The sequence below is a fragment of the Dissulfurirhabdus thermomarina genome (assembly GCF_012979235.1).
In the GTDB taxonomy this organism is placed as follows: domain Bacteria; phylum Desulfobacterota; class Dissulfuribacteria; order Dissulfuribacterales; family Dissulfurirhabdaceae; genus Dissulfurirhabdus; species Dissulfurirhabdus thermomarina.
In genome coordinates this window covers 146962-162414 of record NZ_JAATWC010000001.1, presented here as the reverse complement: position 1 = coordinate 162414, position 15453 = coordinate 146962, and the positions used below count along the sequence as shown (strand labels likewise).

The following is a 15453-nucleotide window of genomic DNA, read 5'->3' as shown; positions in this document are numbered from 1 at the left end:
CTACGCATCCGCGGCGGCCGGGTCCTTCCGCCGCCAGCAGTAGGTCTTCCCGTGGACCTCCTTCGCCAGGCCCTCGGGCAGCCAGACCGGGGTCTCGGTGGCGCCGAGGAAGAGGACCCCCCCGGGCCGGAGGGCCCGGGCCAGGCGATCGAGGATGGCCTTCTTGGTCTCGGTGTCGAAGTAGATCAGGACGTAGCGGCAGAAGACCACGTCGAAGGCCCCCAGGGACGCGAAGGGCTCGAGGAGGTTCCGCTGCTGGAACCGGACCAGCTTCCGGAGGGCCTCGTCCGCGATCCAGAAGGCCCCGTCCTGCTTGAAGTACTTGAGGAGGTACGTCACCGGGAGGCCGCGGTTGACCTCCACCTGGGTGAAGCGCCCGGCCCGCCCCTTCTCCAGGGCCCTGGCCGAGATGTCGGTGGCGAGGATCTCCACGTGCCAGGCCGCGGTCTCCGGAAAGTGCTCCCGGAGCACCATGGCGATGCTGTAGGGCTCCTGGCCCGTGGAACAGGCCGCGCTCCAGATCCTGAGCCGCCGGCCGGGCCGGTTCCGGTCGAGGATGCCGGGCAGGATCTCCTTCCGTAGGGCCTCGAAGGGATGCTGGTCGCGGAAGAAGTAGGTCTCGTTGGTGGTCATGGCCTCGACGACGGCCTCCTTGAGGCTCGGTGTCATCTCGTGCCGCGCCTTCCGGTAGAGCTCGTCGAGGCCGTCCAGCCCCAAGGACCGCGCCAGCTCGTTCAGCCGGCTCTCCAGGAGGTATTCCTTGCCCGGGTTGAGCGCGATGCCGCTTCCAGCCTTGACCAGGTCGGCGAAGAAGCTGAACTGTTCCGGGGTGATCATGCTCGCTCCCTGGTCGCCGGGCCGGTGGGCCGGCAGCCGCGGTGATCCCTGTCCGGTCGAACCCGTCCCATCACGCCGCCTGCAGCCCCACCACCCGCTGGATGGCGGAGGCGATCTCCCCGAGGGGCCGGATCTCGTCGGCCAAGCCCGCCTCCGCCACGAACCGGGGCATCCCCCAGACCACGCAGGTCTCCCGGTCCTGGGCGATGACCCGGCCACCGGCCTCCCGGAGGCGCCGCGCCCCTTCGAGCCCGTCCTGCCCCATGCCCGTCATCACCACCGCCAGCGCCCGTCCCCCGTACGCCTCGGCCACGGACCGGAAGAGGACGTCCGCGGAGGGCCGGCAGCTGTTCACCGGCGGCCCCTGGTGGAGGTGGATGATCCGTCCGTCGCCGCGGCCCCGGACCTCCATGTGCTGGTCCCCGGGGGCGATGTAGACCGTGCCGGGCTCCACCCGCTGCCCCTGGACGGCCTCCACCACCCGAACCGGGGAGCGCTCGTCGAGCCGCCGCGCCAGCTGGGCCGTGAAGACCGGCGGCATGTGCTGCACCAGGAGGACCGGGACCCGCAGACCCGCCGGCAGCCGGGGGATCACCTCGTTCAGGGCGTTGGGGCCCCCGGTGGAGATCCCGATGGCCACCGCCTCCGGACGGACCGCCACGGTCCGGCGGGGTGCTGGCTGGGCGGCCGGGGCCGCGGCGCCCGCCGCCCGGCCGGCGCGGCGGGTGGCGAAGGCGTGGATCTTCGGGATGAGCTCCGCCTTGATCCGCCGGATGCTCTCCACGAAGGCCCCCGTGCCCGTGGGCTTCGGCACGAAGTCGAAGGCCCCCTTGGCCAGGGCCTCCAGGGTGGTGGCGGCCCCCTCCGACGTGAGCGCCGAGAACATGATGGCCCCCACGCGGAGGTGCTGGCGGCGGAGTTCATCCAGGGTCTGGAGGCCGTCCATGCCGGGCATCTCGACGTCCAGTACCAGGAGGTCCGGGTGCTTGGCGCGGACGAGGTCCGGCACCTCGAGGCCGCTGGCCGCCGTCCCCACCACCTGGATGCCGGGGTCCGAGGCCAGCGCCTCGGTGAGGATCCGCCGGAAGGCGGCGGAATCGTCCACCGCGAGGACCTTGATCATACTCATACGCCCAGCACCATCCGGACCTTCTCGCCCAGCATGTCCGCCGTGAAGGGCTTCATGAGGTACTCGTTGGCCCCGGCCATGACGGCCCGGATCACGTTCTCCTGCTGGTTCTCCGTGGTCACCATCATCACCTTCACGTCGTTCCAGGCGGCGTTCTCCCGGATCTTGAGGAGACACTCGTAGCCCTCCATCTCCGGCATGTACCAGTCGAGCAGCACGATATCCACGGGCCCCACCTCCCGGAGCTTCGCCAGGGCCTGGGCCCCGTCGGCCGCCTCGTGGATCTCGTCGAAGATCCCCAGCTCCTCGAGGCCGGCCCGGACCATCTTCCGCATGGCCTGGGAGTCGTCAACGACCAGCGCCTTCATGCCTGTCTCCTCGTCTGGACGCCTCCCCGGGGCCGGGCCCGGCCCGGGGGATCCGGAACGCGCCGGAGGGCGCAAAATACCCCGCCGCGGTGCGCGGCATGCTGTTTTTTTATCGACACGCGGGGTCGAAATCATAAAGCCGGCCGGGGGGAAAGACCGGAGAAGGGCCGGCCGCCGGGGCGCGAAGCGGCGGGAAAGGGCGGGGCCTACTTCCGGGCGGGCAGCAGCACCACGTCGCCTTCCACCACGTAGGACCGGGCGGTCCAGAGGGGGCTGAGGGGAAGGCCGAGGAGGATCTCCCAGAGGCCCTGCCGGCCGGTGACGGTGAGGTTGATCACGGCGTCGCCGCCGGCGGCGGCGACCTCCTCCCGGACCACCTCGGCCAGGGGGAGATCCTTCCAGGTGACCAGGCCGAAGAGCCCGAAGTGGGCCCGTGCCTCGCGCCGGAAGTGGCGGAGGACGGCAAGGTCCACGGCCACGGGGTCGTTCAGGCAGGCGGGGGGCTCATCGGCCACGAGGTCGAGGTGCACCCGGGCACAGCCCGCGGCCCCGGCGAGCAGGCAGGAGAGCGCAACGGCCGCGAGGAAACGACGCGCCACTAGTAGCGCACCTCGAAGCCCTCGAAGGCGCCGGAGACCGGCTCCTCCCGGACCTCCAGGTGGTCCACCCGGGCGTAGGGCGGCCCCTGTCGGCACCAGGCCTCCAGCGCCCGGACCGCCGCCTCGGGCCCCTCGGCCACCAGCTCCACCCGCCCGTCCGGCAGGTTGCGGACCCAGCCGGAAAGCCCCAGCCGCCGGGCCTCGTCCCGGGTGGAGGCCCGGAAGAAGACCCCCTGGACCCGGCCGCTCACCCACGCGTGGATTCGGATGTCCGCCATGGATCTCCCCCGCTCAGGCCGCGCCGCCGCCCGGCCGGAGGCCCACCACCCGGTTCCGGCCCTCTTCCTTGGCCTTGTAGAGGGCCTTGTCGGCCCGGGCCAGGACGGCCTTGGGATTGGCGTCCTCCGGCCCCCCGGTGGTGACGCCGAAGGAGGCGGTGATCTTGAGGCTGATGTCCTCGTCGCCCTTGCACTTGAGGACGCGGGACTCCACGCGGGAGCGGAGCCGCTCCGCCACCACCAGGGCCCCGTCGAAGTCGGTCTCGGGCAGCAGCACCACGAACTCCTCCCCCCCGTAGCGGTAGACCCGGTCGATCTCCCGGACCTCCTGCGAGATCATCCGGACGAAGTACTTGAGGACCTCGTCACCGATGGTGTGGCCGTAGGTGTCGTTCACCTTCTTGAAGCAGTCGATGTCGGCGATGATGAGGGTGAAGGGCCGGTCGTAGCGGCGGCACCGGGCGTACTCGTCGGCGATGTCCTCCTCGAAGGCTCCGCGGTTCAAGGCCCCCGTCAGCGCGTCGAACCGGACCCGGCGCTGGAGCTCGGCCACCTCCTGCTTGTGGGCCTCGAGGCGCCGCTCCGAGGCCTCCACCTGCTCGCGCATGAGGGCGTTGGCGCTCAGGAGCGCCCCCACCTCCTGCTGCAGCACGGCCCAGACCTCCGGTGCCAGGGCGTCCTCCAGAGACTTCTTCCGCCCCTCGATGTGCTCGCTGTGGACGTCGAGCCGCTCCTTGTACTGCTTCATGGTGTCGCCCAGGTTGGTCATGACGCCAGCGAGGCGCTCGGCCATGGCCTGGGCGGCCTGACCCGGGGGGAGCTTGGCCTGGAGGAAGGCCACGAGGCCTTCCTCCCCGAGCTTCAGGGCCTCGTCGTAGAAGGCCTTCTCGTAGACCGGGGGGATGGGCGCCTTGCCCTTGGCGACGAGCCCCTTGAGGGCCCGGCGGGCGATCTCCGAGATCTTGTCCTGGGGCAGCTGTTCCCCGGCCGCCGCCTGGGTCGTCTCCTCCGGTGCCATCGTCTAATCCTCCGTTCCTTCGAGCAGGGCCAAGAACTCCGCCTCGTCGATGACCCGGATCCCGAGACGGCGCGCCTTTTCGAGCTTGGAACCGGGCCGTTCCCCCACCACCACGAAATCCACGCCGCGGCCCACGGAGGAGGCCACCCGCCCCCCGGCCGCGAGCACGCGCCGCTTGGCCTCCTCCCGGGTCAGCCCCGAAAGCCCCCCGGTGAAGACCACGGTCTTGCCCGAAAGGGGCGCCCCGGCCCGGGCGGCGGGCGGCGCCGGCCGGACCCCGGCCGCGAGCAGGCGCTCCACCAGCCGCCGGTTGGCCGGCTCGGCGAACCACGCGGCCACGCTCCGGGCCATCTCCGGGCCCACCCCCGGAACCTCCTGGAGGGCCTCCTCGGACGCCGCCATGAGGGCTTCCACGGACCCGAAATGCGCCGCGAGGAGCTGGGCCCCGACCTCCCCCACGTGCCGGATCCCCAGGGCGTAGAGAAGGCGCTCCAGTGTGGTCGCCTTGCTCCGCTCGATGGCCTCGAGGAGATTCCGCGCGGAGCGCTCGGCGAACCGGTCCAGGGAGAGGAGGTCGCTCATCTCGATAGAGTATATATCGGCAACATCGCGGATAAGTCCAACCCCGACCAGTTGCTCGGCGACCTTGGTCCCCAGGCCGTCGATGTCCATGGCCCCCTTGGAGGCGAAGTGGACCACCCGGCGGACGAGGCGCGGGAAGCACTCCGGGTTGGGACAGCGCCAGACCACCTCCCCCTCGCCCCGGACGAGCCGGGAGCCGCAGACCGGGCAGGTCCGCGGCATGACGAAGGGCACCTCCGCCCCGGTCCGGCGCTCGGCGAGCACCTTGACCACCTCCGGTATCACGTCGCCCGCCCGCTGGACCAGGACCCAGTCGCCCACGCGGACGTCCTTGCGCCGGATCTCGTCCTCGTTGTGGAGCGTGGCCCGCCGGACCCGGACGCCCCCCACCCGCACCGGCTCCATGAGCGCCACCGGGGTCACGGCCCCGGTCCGCCCCACGCTCAGCCGGATCTCGAGGATCCGGGTGACCGCCTGTTCCGCCGCGAACTTGTAGGCCACCGCCCAGCGCGGGCTCCGGGCCCGGGTCCCGAGCCGTTCCCAGTAGTCCAGGCGGTTCACCTTGATGACCACCCCGTCGATCTCGTAGGGCAGGGCGGCCCTTTGGGCCGCAAGGCGGTCCCGGGCCCGTATCGCCGCCTCGATCCCCTGGGCCCTGTGCACCAGGGGGTTCACCTTGAGACCCCAGCGGCGCAGGGCCTCGAGGACCTCCCAGTGGGTCTGCGGGCGCCACCCCCGGATCTCCCCCACCCCGTAGAAGAAGATGTCCAGCGGCCGGGCCGCCGTGACGGCGGGATCCAGCTGGCGAAGGGAGCCGGCGGCGGCGTTTCGCGGGTTGGCGAAGGGGGGCTCCCCCGCGGCCTCCCGCTCGCGGTTCAAGGCCGCGAACCCCTCCCGCGTCATGAAGACCTCGCCGCGGGCGTCGAGGCGCTCGGGGAGGTCGGCGGCGGGCCGCAGCCGGAGGGGGACGGCGCGGATGGTCCGGAGGTTGGCCGTCACGTCTTCCCCCGTGGTCCCGTCCCCGCGGGTGGCGCCCAGGACGAAGCGCCCGGCCTCGTAGACCAGCTCCACGGCGAGGCCGTCCATCTTGGGTTCCACCACGTACTCCGGCGAGGCGTCGAGGCCGAGCTGCCGGCGCACCCGCCCGTCGAACTCCCGGACCTCCGCCTCGCTGAAGGCGTCGTCCAGGCTCAGCATGGGAACGGCGTGGGGGACCTTGCGGAACCGGTCGGCCGGGGCGGCCCCCACCCGCTGGGTGGGGGAATCCGGGGTGACCGTCTCGGGGTAGCGGGCCTCGAGGTCCCGCAGCTCGTGCATCAGGGCGTCGAACTCGGCGTCGCTGATCACCGGGCTGTCGAGGACGTAGTAGCGGTAGTTGTGTTCGTCGATCTCCCGGCGGAGCCGCTGGATGCGCTCGAGGATCTCGGCGGGGACGGCCATGGGCGGGACCTGCTAGGAGGCGTCGTCCGGGACCAGTTCGAAGTTGATGTGGCGCCGGGCCACGTTCACCGCCTTCACCGAGACCCGGACCACCTGGCCGATCTGGAAGGTGCGCCCGGTGCGCTTCCCCACCAGGCGGTGGCGGTTCTCCTCAAGGACGTAGTAGTCGTCGGCGAGGTCCACCAGGCGGACCGCCCCTTCCACGAAGACGTCCCGGAGCTCCACGAAGAAGCCGAAGGAGGCCACCCCGGAGACGACCCCTTCGAAGACCTCGCCGACCCGGCCCTCCATGAACCGGACCTTGAGCCGGTCGAGCATCTCGCGCTCGGCCTCCAAGGCCGTCCGCTCCCGGGCGGACAAGGCCCGGCCCAGCTCCTCGAGCCGGTCCTCGCCGTAGACGGGCCGCTTGCGCGTGCCGCGCAGGTTGGCCTTCAGCACCCGGTGGACCACCAGGTCCGGGTACCGGCGGATGGGGGAGGTGAAGTGGAGATAGGCCGGGGAGGCCAGGCCGAAGTGCCCGGAGTTGACCGGGGAATAGACGGCCTGCTGCATGGACCGGAGCAGCACCGCGTTCACCACGTACTCCTGGGGCGTCCCCTCGGCCCGGGCCAGGACCTCCTGAAACCACCGCGGTGTCAGCTCCTCCGGGGCCGCCACGTCCAGGCCCGCCGAACGGGCGAACTCCACGAAGTCGCGGACCTTGGCGCGATCGGGCTCCTCGTGGACCCGGTAGAGCACCGGGATGCGGCGCTCGGCCAGGTGCGCCGCCACCGCCTCGTTGGCGGCGATCATGAACTCTTCGATGATCTGGTGGGCCAGGTTCCGCTCCCGCCGGACGATGGCCTCGAGCTCTCCCCGGAGCCCCAGGACCACGGCGGGCTCGGGGAGATCGAAGTCGATGCTGCCGCGGCGCCGGCGGCGCCGGGAAAGGTGCCCGGCCAGCTCCGCCATCCACTCGAGGTGGTCCAGGTGTTCCCGGTTCCGGGCCACGGCCGCCGGGTCGCGGTCCACCAGGACCTCCTTCACCTCCGTGTAGGTGAAGCGGCGGTGGCTGCGGATCACGGCCTTGAAGAACCGGCTCCAGCGCGGCCGGCCAGCCCGGTCGTAGGCGATCTCCACCGCCATGGCCAGGCGGTCCTGGCCGGGCACCAAGCTGCAGAGGTGGTTGGAGAGCGACTCGGGCAGCATGGGCACCACGGCCCCGGGAAAGTACACGCTGGTGCCCCGGGCCAGGGCGTCCTCGTCCAGGGGGGATCCCGCGGGGACGTAGTGGCCGACGTCGGCGATGGCCACGGTGAGGGTGTAGCCCGTCCGGGTCTTGCGCACGCAGACCGCGTCGTCGAAGTCCCGGGCGTCCGCCCCGTCGATGGTGACCAGGGGGAGCTCCCGGAGGTCCTTCCGGCCGGCGAGGTCGTCCCGGGTGACGGCGTCGGGCAGGGCCTCGGCCTGGTCCCGGGCCGCCGGGGAAAAGTCGTGGGGGAGCTCGTACTTGTGGATGACGATCCGGGTCTGGACCGCCAGATCCGCAGGGTCGCCCAGGACCTCCGTCACGCGGCCCTCGGGGTTCCGGTGTTCGGGGGAGAAGTCGGCGATCTCCGCCACCACCACCTCGCCGGGCCGCGCCCCCCCGTCGGCCCCGGGCGGGATGATGACCTCGAAGAGGAGCCGATCGTCCTCGGGGATGACCGCCGCCACGTTCCGCCCGCGCCGGAAGGTGCCGATCACGCGGTCGAGGGGGCGCTCCACCACCCGGAGGATGGAGGCCTCGAAGCGCTTCCCGCGCCGCCCCTCCACCCGGGCCACCACGCGGTCGCCGTGGACCGCGCCCTTGAGGCCCTTCGGGGGGATGAAGAGGTCCTCGGTGACCTTCTGGCCGGGATCGGGAATGACGAAGCCGAAGCCGTCGGGGTGAACGGACAGGCGGCCAGCGACGAGGTCCATGAGGTGCGGAAGGCCGTAGCGACGGCCCTTCATGAGGAGGAGCGCCCCCCGGCGCACCAGGCCGGAGAGGGCCTTCCGGGCCGCCGCCCGGTCCTCGGGCCGCACGTGGGCCAGGTGGAGGATCTCCCGCCGGAAGAGGGGGCGGCCCGCGGTCTCGAGGGCGGAGATGAGCCGGTCCTCGAGCGGCGCGCCCGGGCCGCGACGGCCGCGGCCTTTGGCTGACGTCCGCATGCGGGCACTATACGGTCGCCCCCGCCCGGGGTCAAGGAAGGCGGGCCGGGGATTTGACAACCCTTCGGCGATGGGGTTCATAAGATAAGGAGGCCCCGAGCGCCGGGGTCCGAAGTGCCGTCACGGGAACGGGCGTATTCGACGCAACTCGATCAGTTGGCGACGCCGTGCGACGCCATCATCGGAGTGCACTATGGCCGACGCTCCCAAACCGCTCGACCTCGATCGGCTCCGCACCCGCCTCAAGGAGCGGATCCTCGGAGCCCTCCCCGACGGCCGCCTGGACTACTGCCTCACCTGCGGACTCTGTGTCAGCGGCTGTCCGGCCAGCGGCCTCGAGGGCATGGATCCCCGAAGGCTCCTCCGCCTCCTCGTCTTCGGGCAGGACGACGACGTCCTCGCCACCGACTGGATCTACGCCTGCACCATGTGCCAGCGGTGCAAGTACGCCTGCCCCATGGGGATCGACGTCGGGCGCATCGTCTACGAGCTCCGCGGCATGCGCCCCAGGGACCGGCGCCCCAGGAACCTCCAGCGCTCCTGCGATCTCCAGAAGGCCTCCAACAGCACCGGCATCCCCGACGAGGACTTCGTCTGGGTGGTGGGGGACGTCCTGGAGGAGGTCCGGCGGAACGAGCCGGAATGGGCCGACCTCCAGGCCCCCATCGACAAGCACGGCGCCGAGTACTTCCTCAACCAGAATGCCAAGGAACCCACGGTGGAGCCCGAGGAGATGGTCCACCTGTGGAAGATCCTCCACGCCGCCGGCGTCGACTGGACCTATGCCTCCCGCTGGTGGGACGGGGCCAACTACTGCCTCTTCCCCGGCGACCCGGCGGACTGGGAGCTCACCGTACGGCGCCAGGCGGAGATGGTGGACTCCCTCGGCGTGAGGTACTACATCAACACCGAGTGAGGCCACATGTTCTACGCGACCCTGGAGGGGTTGCGAAGGTTCCGGATCCCCCACAAGTTCGAGCTCGTCAGCATCATCACCCTCTACGCCCGGTGGATCCGGGAGGGGCGGCTCCGGGTGGACCCCTCCTGGAACACCGAAGGGCTTCGGTTCACGGTCCAGGACCCGTGCAAGCTGGTCCGCCAGGGCCTCGGGGACGAGGTGGCCGAGGACCTCCGGTTCGTGGTCCGGGCCGTGGCCGGGGAGGCCAACTTCGTGGAACCCTGGCCCAACCGCTCCAACAACTACTGCTGCGGGGGCGGGGGCGGGGCCCTCCAGGCCGGCTTCGTGGAGAACCGCCGCCGCTACGGGCGGCTCAAGTTCGAGCAGCTCGCCGCGACCGGCGCCGACGTGGTCATCACGCCGTGCCACAACTGCCACAGCCAGATCCTGGACCTCTGCGCGCACTACGGCGGCTCCTGGCAGACCACCCACCTCTGGAACTGGATCGTCCGGGCCCTGGTCCGGGAGGCGGCGGCATGAGCGCCCCGGCGGGCGGCGTCCTCGTGGTGGGCGGAGGCATCGCCGGGGTCCAGGCCGCCCTGGACCTCGCCGACGCGGGCTTCCGGGTCCACCTCGTGGAGCGGACCGCGGCCATCGGCGGCCGGATGTCCCAGCTGGACAAGACCTTTCCCACCAACGACTGCTCCGCCTGCATCCTCTCCCCCAAGCTGGTGGAGTGCGGCCGCCACCGGAACATCGACCTCTACACCCTCACCGAGGTCCTCGCCTTGGAGGGCGAACCCGGGGCCTTCCGGGCCCGGCTCCGCCGCCACCCGCGCTACATCGACCCCGACCGCTGCATCGCCTGCGGCCGTTGCGCGGACAAGTGCCCCAAGCAGGTCCCGGACGAGTTCGACCTGGGCCTCGGCCGGCGCAAGGCCGCCTACCTCAAGTATCCCCAGGCCGTCCCGCTGAAATACGCCATCGACCCCGACCACTGCATCCGCCTCAAGAAACCCGGCCGCTGCGGCTTCTGCATCGAGGCCTGCCCCGCCGACGCGGTGAACTTCGACGATCGGGCCGAGGAACTCGACCTCGACGTGGGGGCCGTGATCCTGGCCCCGGGCTTCGCCCCCTTCCACCCCGGCGCCCTGGATTTCACGGGCTACGGCCGCCTGCCCAACGTCGTGACCGCCATGGAGTTCGAACGCCTGCTCTCGCCCTCGGGCCCGTGCATGGGGCACCCGGCCCGGCCGGGCGACGGGGCCGCGCCCCGGCGGATCGCCTGGCTCCAGTGCGTGGGCTCCCGCGACATCCACCGGTGCAACCGGCCCTACTGCTCGGCGGTCTGCTGCATGTACGCCGTCAAGCAGGCGGTGATCGCCCGGGAGCACCTGGGAGCCGACCTTGAGGCCCACGTCTTCTACATGGATCTTCGCACGCCGGGCAAGGGCTTCGAAGCCTACGCCCAGCGGGCCGCCGCCGAGGGCGTCCGCTTCCACCGGGCCCGGGTCCACAGCGTGCTCCCCGCGGCGACCCCGGGGGGCCTCTCCCTCCGCTTCATGGACGACGACGGGGAGATCCGGCAGGAGACCTTCGACCTCGTGGTGCTCTCCGTGGGCCTCGAGATGGACCCGGCGGCGACGGAGCTCGCCCGCCGGCTCGGGGTGGAACTCGACCCGGACGGGTTCATCCGGACCGACCCCTTCGCCCCGGTCCAAACCTCGCGCCCGGGGGTCTTCGCCTGCGGCGCGGCCACGGAGCCCAAGGACATCCCCCAGACCGTGGTGGAGGCCGGGGCCGCGGCCCACGAGGCGGCCCGACTGCTCGCGCCGGTCCGCTGGCAGGCCTCCCGGGAGGAGACCTACCCCGAGGAACGGGACGTTTCGGCCGAACCGCCGCGTATCGGGGTCTTCGTCTGCCACTGCGGGGTCAACATCGGCGCCGTGGTGGACGTCCCCGCCGTCCGCGACTACGCGAGGACCCTCCCGGACGTGGTCTTCGCCCAGGACAACCTCTTCACCTGTTCCCAGGACACCATCGACCAGATCGCCGAGACCGTCCGCCGCGAGCGGCTCAACCGGGTGGTGGTGGCCTCGTGCTCCCCGCGCACTCACGAGCCCCTCTTCCAAGCCACCCTCCGGGCCGCGGGCCTGAACCCCCACCTCTTCGAGATGGCCAACATCCGGGACCAGGACGCCTGGGTGCACCCCGACCGGCCCGACCTGGCCACGGAGAAGGCCAAGGACCTCGTCCGGATGGCCGTGGCCCGGGTCCGGGAACACCGGCCGTTGCCCGAGCGGCGGGTCCCGGTGACCCGGCGGGCCCTGGTGGTGGGCGGCGGGGTGGCGGGCATGAGCGCCGCCCTGGCCCTGGCGGACCAGGGCTTCCCCGTGACCCTGGTGGAACGCGAGGCCGCGCTCGGCGGCCAGGCCCGGGCCCTCTCCCGCACCTGGGAGGGGCACCCGGTGGCCCCCTGGCTCGAGGAAATCTCGGCCCGCGTGGCCAGCCACCCCCTCGTCGACCTCCGGACGGGCGTCACCGTGGCCGGGGTGGAGGGCTCCGTGGGCCGGTTCCGGACCCGGCTCTCGGACGGGACCGAGGTGGCCCACGGCGCCGCCGTCATCGCCGTGGGCGGCGAGCCGTGGCGGCCGGAGGACCCCTGGCGGTTCGGCCACGGCGACCACCCCGGGGTGATGACCCTCCTCGAGCTCGACCGCCGCCTCGCCGAAGACGCGGCCGGCCCCGCCGGGCTCTCCCAGGCGGTCTTCATCCACTGCGTGGGCTCCCGGGTGCCCGAGCGCCCCTACTGCAGCCGGGTCTGCTGCACCCACGCCATCGAGCAGGCCCTCGAGCTCAAGACCCGCCACCCGGACGCGGACATCTTCATGCTCTACCGCGACATCCGCACCTACGGCCGGCGCGAGCACCTCTACCAGGAGGCCCGGGCGCGGGGGATCGTCTTCGTGCGCTACGACCTGGATCGCCCGCCGGAGGTGACCGCCGCCGGCGGCCGCCTCGAGGTCACCGTCCGGGAACCCATCCTGGGCCGGGACCTCCGGCTCCACCCGGACCTCGTGGTCCTGGCCACCGCCATCCGGCCCCGGGCCGACGCAGGGGCCCTCTCCCGCTTCTTCAAGTGCGCGGTGGGCGCCGACGGGTTCCTCCTCGAGGCCCACATGAAGCTCCGCCCCGTGGACTTCGCCACCGAGGGGGTCTTCCTGGCCGGGCTCTGCCACTACCCGAAACCCATCGAGGAATCCGTGGCCCAGGCCCAGGCGGCGGCGGCCCGGGCGGCCCGGGTGCTGGCGCGCGAGGCCGTGGCGGCCGAGCCCATCACCGCCGTGGTGGACCCGGCCCGCTGCACCGCCTGCGGCGTCTGCGAGGCCGTCTGCCCCTACCACGCCGTCACCGTGGACCCGGCCGCCGGGGCCGCCGTGGTGGACCCGGGGCTCTGCAAGGGCTGCGGGGCGTGCACGGCCGGGTGCCGCTCCGGCGCCGTGACCCTCCCCAACCTCGACAACGCCGAGATCCTGGCGGCCGTGGAGGCCTGCCTGGAGGAGTCGCCATGGAGGCAGTGATGACCGGGACCGCGCCCGGGCAATGGGAGCCGCGGATCGTCGCCTTCCTCTGCAACTGGTGCAGCTACGCGGGGGCGGACCTCGCCGGGGTCAGCCGCCTCGCCTACCCGCCGAGCCTCCGGATCGTCCGCGTCCCCTGCTCCGGCCGGGTGAGCGCCGAGATGATCCTCGACGCCCTGAAGGCCGGGGCCGACGGGGTCCTCGTCTCGGGCTGCCACCCCGGCGACTGCCACTACCTCCAGGGCAACCTGGTGGCCCGGCGGCGCCTCTCCCTCTTGAAGCGGCTGCTCGAGTTCGTGGGCGTGGAGCCGGGCCGCGTCCGCCTCGCCTGGATCTCCGCCTCGGAGGGGGAGCAGTTCGCCGCCCTCGCCCGCGAGGTCACCGAAGGGGTCCGGGCCCTCGGCCCGGCCCGGCGCCTGGCGAAGACCCTGCCGGAGGTGAGACATGCCTGACCTCGCCGGCCAGATCCGCGCCGCGGCCCGGGAGCTCCTGGCCGCCGGGGAGGTGGCCGCCGTCCTCGGCTTCGCCCCGGGGCCGCTGCCCATGACCACGCGCCCCTTCGCCGCCCGGACACCGGCGGAGGCCGACCGCCTCACATGGAACGGCTTCTGCGTGATGAACCCGGCGAACCTCCTCCCGGAGATCCTCGCCGCCGTGGAACCGCCCCGGGGGCCGAAGGACCCCCCGCCCGAGGGGCCGCTTCCCAAGGTGGCCGTGGTGGCCACGGGGTGCTGGTCCCGCAACATCGTGGTCCAGATCCAGGAGGGCCGGGTCCGGCGGGAGCGCCTGGTGATCCTCGGCATCCCGAGCCGGGGCATGATCGACCGCCGGAAGGTCCTCCGCCGCGTCGGGGGGCGCGAGATCCGGCGCGTGGAGGAGGGGGCCCACGAGCTGCGGGTGGAAGGCCCGGGCCTCCACGAGACGATCCCCCGCTGGGAGGTGGTGCGCGACAACTGCCGGACCTGCGTCCACCCGACCCCGGTGGTCTACGACCGGCTCCTGGCCGAACCCGTGGAGCGCACCGGAGTGGACCGTTACGCCCAGGTGGCGGAGATCGAGGCCATGACCCCGGAGGACCGCTGGGCCTGGTTCCGCCGGGAGATCGCCCCGTGCCTCCGCTGCTACGCCTGCCGCAACGTCTGCCCCCTCTGCTACTGCCCCACCTGCTTCGTGGACGACTCCCGGCCGCAGTGGGTGGGAAAGAGCCTCGACCCGGCGGACACCGCCCTCTTTCACCTGCTCAGAGCCTACCACTGTGCGGGACGGTGCACGGACTGCGGGGCCTGCGAGAGCGCCTGCCCCATGGGGATCCGGCTCCGGCTTCTCACCAAGAAGCTCGAAAAGGACGTCCTCGAGCTCTTCGGGACGGAGGCCGGCCTCGACCCCGGGGCCCCGCTCCCGCTGGCCGCCTTCCGGCCCGACGACCCGGACGAGTTCCTCACCGCCGGGCCGGGCGGCGGGGCGGGCCCCGAGGGGCCCCCGCCCCGGGAGGAGGAACCGGCATGAAGCTCCTTCGCCTCCCCCGGCAGGCCCTCGCGGACTGGCTCGCGGCCCTCGGCCGCGACGCCGAGGTTTTCGGCCCGAAGGCCACGGCCGAGGGGCCGGCCCTGGCCTCCCTCGCCCCGGGCGAGACCCCGGACGAGGCCCCCGGTCCGCCGAAGGCCCCCCTGAAGACCTTCTTCTTCCCCCAGCCCGAGACCCTGGCCGTCTTCTCCACGCGCCGGGACGATCCGGAGGCCCACGTCCTCCGCCCGCCCCGCCTCGAGGCCGGCCGGCGGGTGGTCCTGGCCGGCGTCCGGCCCTGCGACGCGCGAAGCGTCGTGCTGAACGCCCTCCCATTCGCCGGGGATCCCTACTTCCAGGCCCGCTGCGGGGCCACGGTGCTCATCGGCGCGGCCTGCGCCGAGACCTGCGGCACCTGCTTCTGCCGGTGGACCGGGGGCGACCCCCTCGGGACCGAGGGGCTGGACCTCCTGCTCCACCCCGCGGACGGCGGCGACCTCCTCGTGGAGGTCCTGACGGCGAAGGGGGAAGGGGCGGCGCCCGAGGCAGGCCGGCCGGCGGCGGCGGCCGACGCCGAGGGCCTCGCGGCGCGCCGGGAGGCCTCGCGGCGGGCGGCCGGCCGCGCCCCGGACCCCCGCCCGCCCCTGGCGGCCGTGGACCTCCTCGCGCTGCACGGCGCCCCCTTCTGGGGCCGGGTCGCGGAACCCTGCCTCAACTGCGGGGCCTGCACCTTCCTCTGTCCCACGTGTTACTGCTTCGACATCCAGGACGAGACGCTCCGCGGCCGCGGCCGGCGGATCCGCTACTGGGACTCCTGCATGTTCCCGCTCTTCACCCGGCACGCCTCCGGGCACAACCCGCGGGGGGCCAAGTTCCAGCGCGTCCGGAACCGGTTCCTCCACAAGTTCCGCTACTTCCCGGACCGCTACGGCCCCTTCTCGTGCGTGGGCTGCGGGCGTTGCATCCGGGAGTGCCCGGTGGGGATCGACGTGCGCGAGGTCCTGCGGGAGATGCTCGCCTTCGCCGGCCGCGGCGCCTGAGGACCCGG

14 protein-coding genes are annotated in these 15453 nt (G+C 72.7%); 6 read left to right on the top strand and 8 right to left on the bottom strand.

Annotation, left to right across the window (positions count from 1 at the left end; all coding sequences use genetic code 11):
• From HCU62_RS00735 to rnr, 8 genes are all read right to left on the bottom strand, one after another.
• Positions 1-837, bottom strand: coding sequence for a CheR family methyltransferase (locus tag HCU62_RS00735; RefSeq protein ID WP_181447982.1), 837 nt, complete (start codon positions 835-837; stop codon positions 1-3).
• Between the two features lie 70 nt (positions 838-907).
• Entirely contained in the window at positions 908-1960 is a 1053-nt protein-coding gene (locus tag HCU62_RS00730; protein WP_309474765.1) for a protein-glutamate methylesterase/protein-glutamine glutaminase, read from the bottom strand.
• A 2-nt stretch (positions 1961-1962) separates the two neighbouring features.
• Positions 1963-2334 carry a response regulator gene (locus tag HCU62_RS00725; protein ID WP_163297982.1) on the bottom strand — a complete coding sequence of 124 codons (372 nt, stop codon included), beginning with the start codon at positions 2332-2334 and terminating at the stop codon, positions 1963-1965.
• 206 nt (positions 2335-2540) lie between these two features.
• Entirely contained in the window at positions 2541-2933 is a 393-nt protein-coding gene (locus tag HCU62_RS00720) for a hypothetical protein (protein ID WP_163297981.1), read from the bottom strand.
• Positions 2933-3211, bottom strand: coding sequence for an acylphosphatase (locus HCU62_RS00715; RefSeq protein ID WP_163297980.1), 279 nt, complete (start codon positions 3209-3211; stop codon positions 2933-2935). Before HCU62_RS00715 ends, HCU62_RS00720 begins: the two co-directional genes overlap by 1 nt.
• A gap of 13 nt (positions 3212-3224) precedes the next feature.
• Positions 3225-4229, bottom strand: coding sequence for a GGDEF domain-containing protein (locus HCU62_RS12410; RefSeq protein WP_163297979.1), 1005 nt, complete (start codon positions 4227-4229; stop codon positions 3225-3227).
• Positions 4230-4232: 3 nt separating this feature from the next.
• Positions 4233-6251, bottom strand: coding sequence for an NAD-dependent DNA ligase LigA (ligA, locus tag HCU62_RS00705; protein WP_163297978.1), 2019 nt, complete (start codon positions 6249-6251; stop codon positions 4233-4235).
• A 12-nt stretch (positions 6252-6263) separates the two neighbouring features.
• Entirely contained in the window at positions 6264-8423 is a 2160-nt protein-coding gene (gene rnr / locus HCU62_RS00700) for a ribonuclease R (protein ID WP_163297977.1), read from the bottom strand.
• Positions 8424-8616: 193 nt separating this feature from the next.
• Between rnr and HCU62_RS00695 the strand changes: the two genes are divergently transcribed.
• The 6 genes from HCU62_RS00695 to HCU62_RS00670 are packed head-to-tail and all read left to right on the top strand — an operon-like array spanning position 8617 to position 15445.
• Positions 8617-9339, top strand: coding sequence for a 4Fe-4S dicluster domain-containing protein (locus HCU62_RS00695; RefSeq protein WP_163297976.1), 723 nt, complete (start codon positions 8617-8619; stop codon positions 9337-9339).
• A gap of 6 nt (positions 9340-9345) precedes the next feature.
• Entirely contained in the window at positions 9346-9861 is a 516-nt protein-coding gene (locus tag HCU62_RS00690) for a heterodisulfide reductase-related iron-sulfur binding cluster (RefSeq protein WP_163297975.1), read from the top strand.
• On the top strand, positions 9858-12902 hold the full coding sequence (locus HCU62_RS12405) for a CoB--CoM heterodisulfide reductase iron-sulfur subunit A family protein (RefSeq protein WP_163297974.1): 3045 nt from the start codon (positions 9858-9860) through the stop codon (positions 12900-12902). Before HCU62_RS00690 ends, HCU62_RS12405 begins: the two co-directional genes overlap by 4 nt.
• Positions 12890-13354 (top strand): hydrogenase iron-sulfur subunit, encoded by a 465-nt coding sequence (locus HCU62_RS00680; protein ID WP_246325198.1) that lies wholly within the window; start codon positions 12890-12892, stop codon positions 13352-13354. Before HCU62_RS12405 ends, HCU62_RS00680 begins: the two co-directional genes overlap by 13 nt.
• Positions 13347-14408 (top strand): 4Fe-4S dicluster domain-containing protein, encoded by a 1062-nt coding sequence (locus HCU62_RS00675; protein ID WP_163297973.1) that lies wholly within the window; start codon positions 13347-13349, stop codon positions 14406-14408. The genes HCU62_RS00680 and HCU62_RS00675 overlap by 8 nt, the downstream gene beginning before the upstream one ends.
• On the top strand, positions 14405-15445 hold the full coding sequence (locus HCU62_RS00670; protein ID WP_169755345.1) for a 4Fe-4S dicluster domain-containing protein: 1041 nt from the start codon (positions 14405-14407) through the stop codon (positions 15443-15445). Before HCU62_RS00675 ends, HCU62_RS00670 begins: the two co-directional genes overlap by 4 nt.
• Positions 15446-15453 lie beyond the last annotated feature (8 nt).

Bases quoted from the DNA above. Each gene is read 5' to 3' on its own strand.
- HCU62_RS00735 (WP_181447982.1), bottom strand. From the start codon at position 837: ATGATCACCCCGGAACAGTTCAGCTTCTTCGCCGACCTGGTCAAGGCT.
- HCU62_RS00730 (WP_309474765.1), bottom strand. From the start codon at position 1,960: ATGATCAAGGTCCTCGCGGTGGACGATTCCGCCGCCTTCCGGCGGATC.
- HCU62_RS00725 (WP_163297982.1), bottom strand. From the start codon at position 2,334: ATGAAGGCGCTGGTCGTTGACGACTCCCAGGCCATGCGGAAGATGGTC.
- HCU62_RS00715 (WP_163297980.1), bottom strand. From the start codon at position 3,211: ATGGCGGACATCCGAATCCACGCGTGGGTGAGCGGCCGGGTCCAGGGG.
- HCU62_RS12410 (WP_163297979.1), bottom strand. From the start codon at position 4,229: ATGGCACCGGAGGAGACGACCCAGGCGGCGGCCGGGGAACAGCTGCCC.
- ligA (WP_163297978.1), bottom strand. From the start codon at position 6,251: ATGGCCGTCCCCGCCGAGATCCTCGAGCGCATCCAGCGGCTCCGCCGG.
- rnr (WP_163297977.1), bottom strand. From the start codon at position 8,423: ATGCGGACGTCAGCCAAAGGCCGCGGCCGTCGCGGCCCGGGCGCGCCG.
- HCU62_RS00695 (WP_163297976.1), top strand. From the start codon at position 8,617: ATGGCCGACGCTCCCAAACCGCTCGACCTCGATCGGCTCCGCACCCGC.
- HCU62_RS00690 (WP_163297975.1), top strand. From the start codon at position 9,346: ATGTTCTACGCGACCCTGGAGGGGTTGCGAAGGTTCCGGATCCCCCAC.
- HCU62_RS12405 (WP_163297974.1), top strand. From the start codon at position 9,858: ATGAGCGCCCCGGCGGGCGGCGTCCTCGTGGTGGGCGGAGGCATCGCC.
- HCU62_RS00680 (WP_246325198.1), top strand. From the start codon at position 12,890: ATGGAGGCAGTGATGACCGGGACCGCGCCCGGGCAATGGGAGCCGCGG.
- HCU62_RS00675 (WP_163297973.1), top strand. From the start codon at position 13,347: ATGCCTGACCTCGCCGGCCAGATCCGCGCCGCGGCCCGGGAGCTCCTG.
- HCU62_RS00670 (WP_169755345.1), top strand. From the start codon at position 14,405: ATGAAGCTCCTTCGCCTCCCCCGGCAGGCCCTCGCGGACTGGCTCGCG.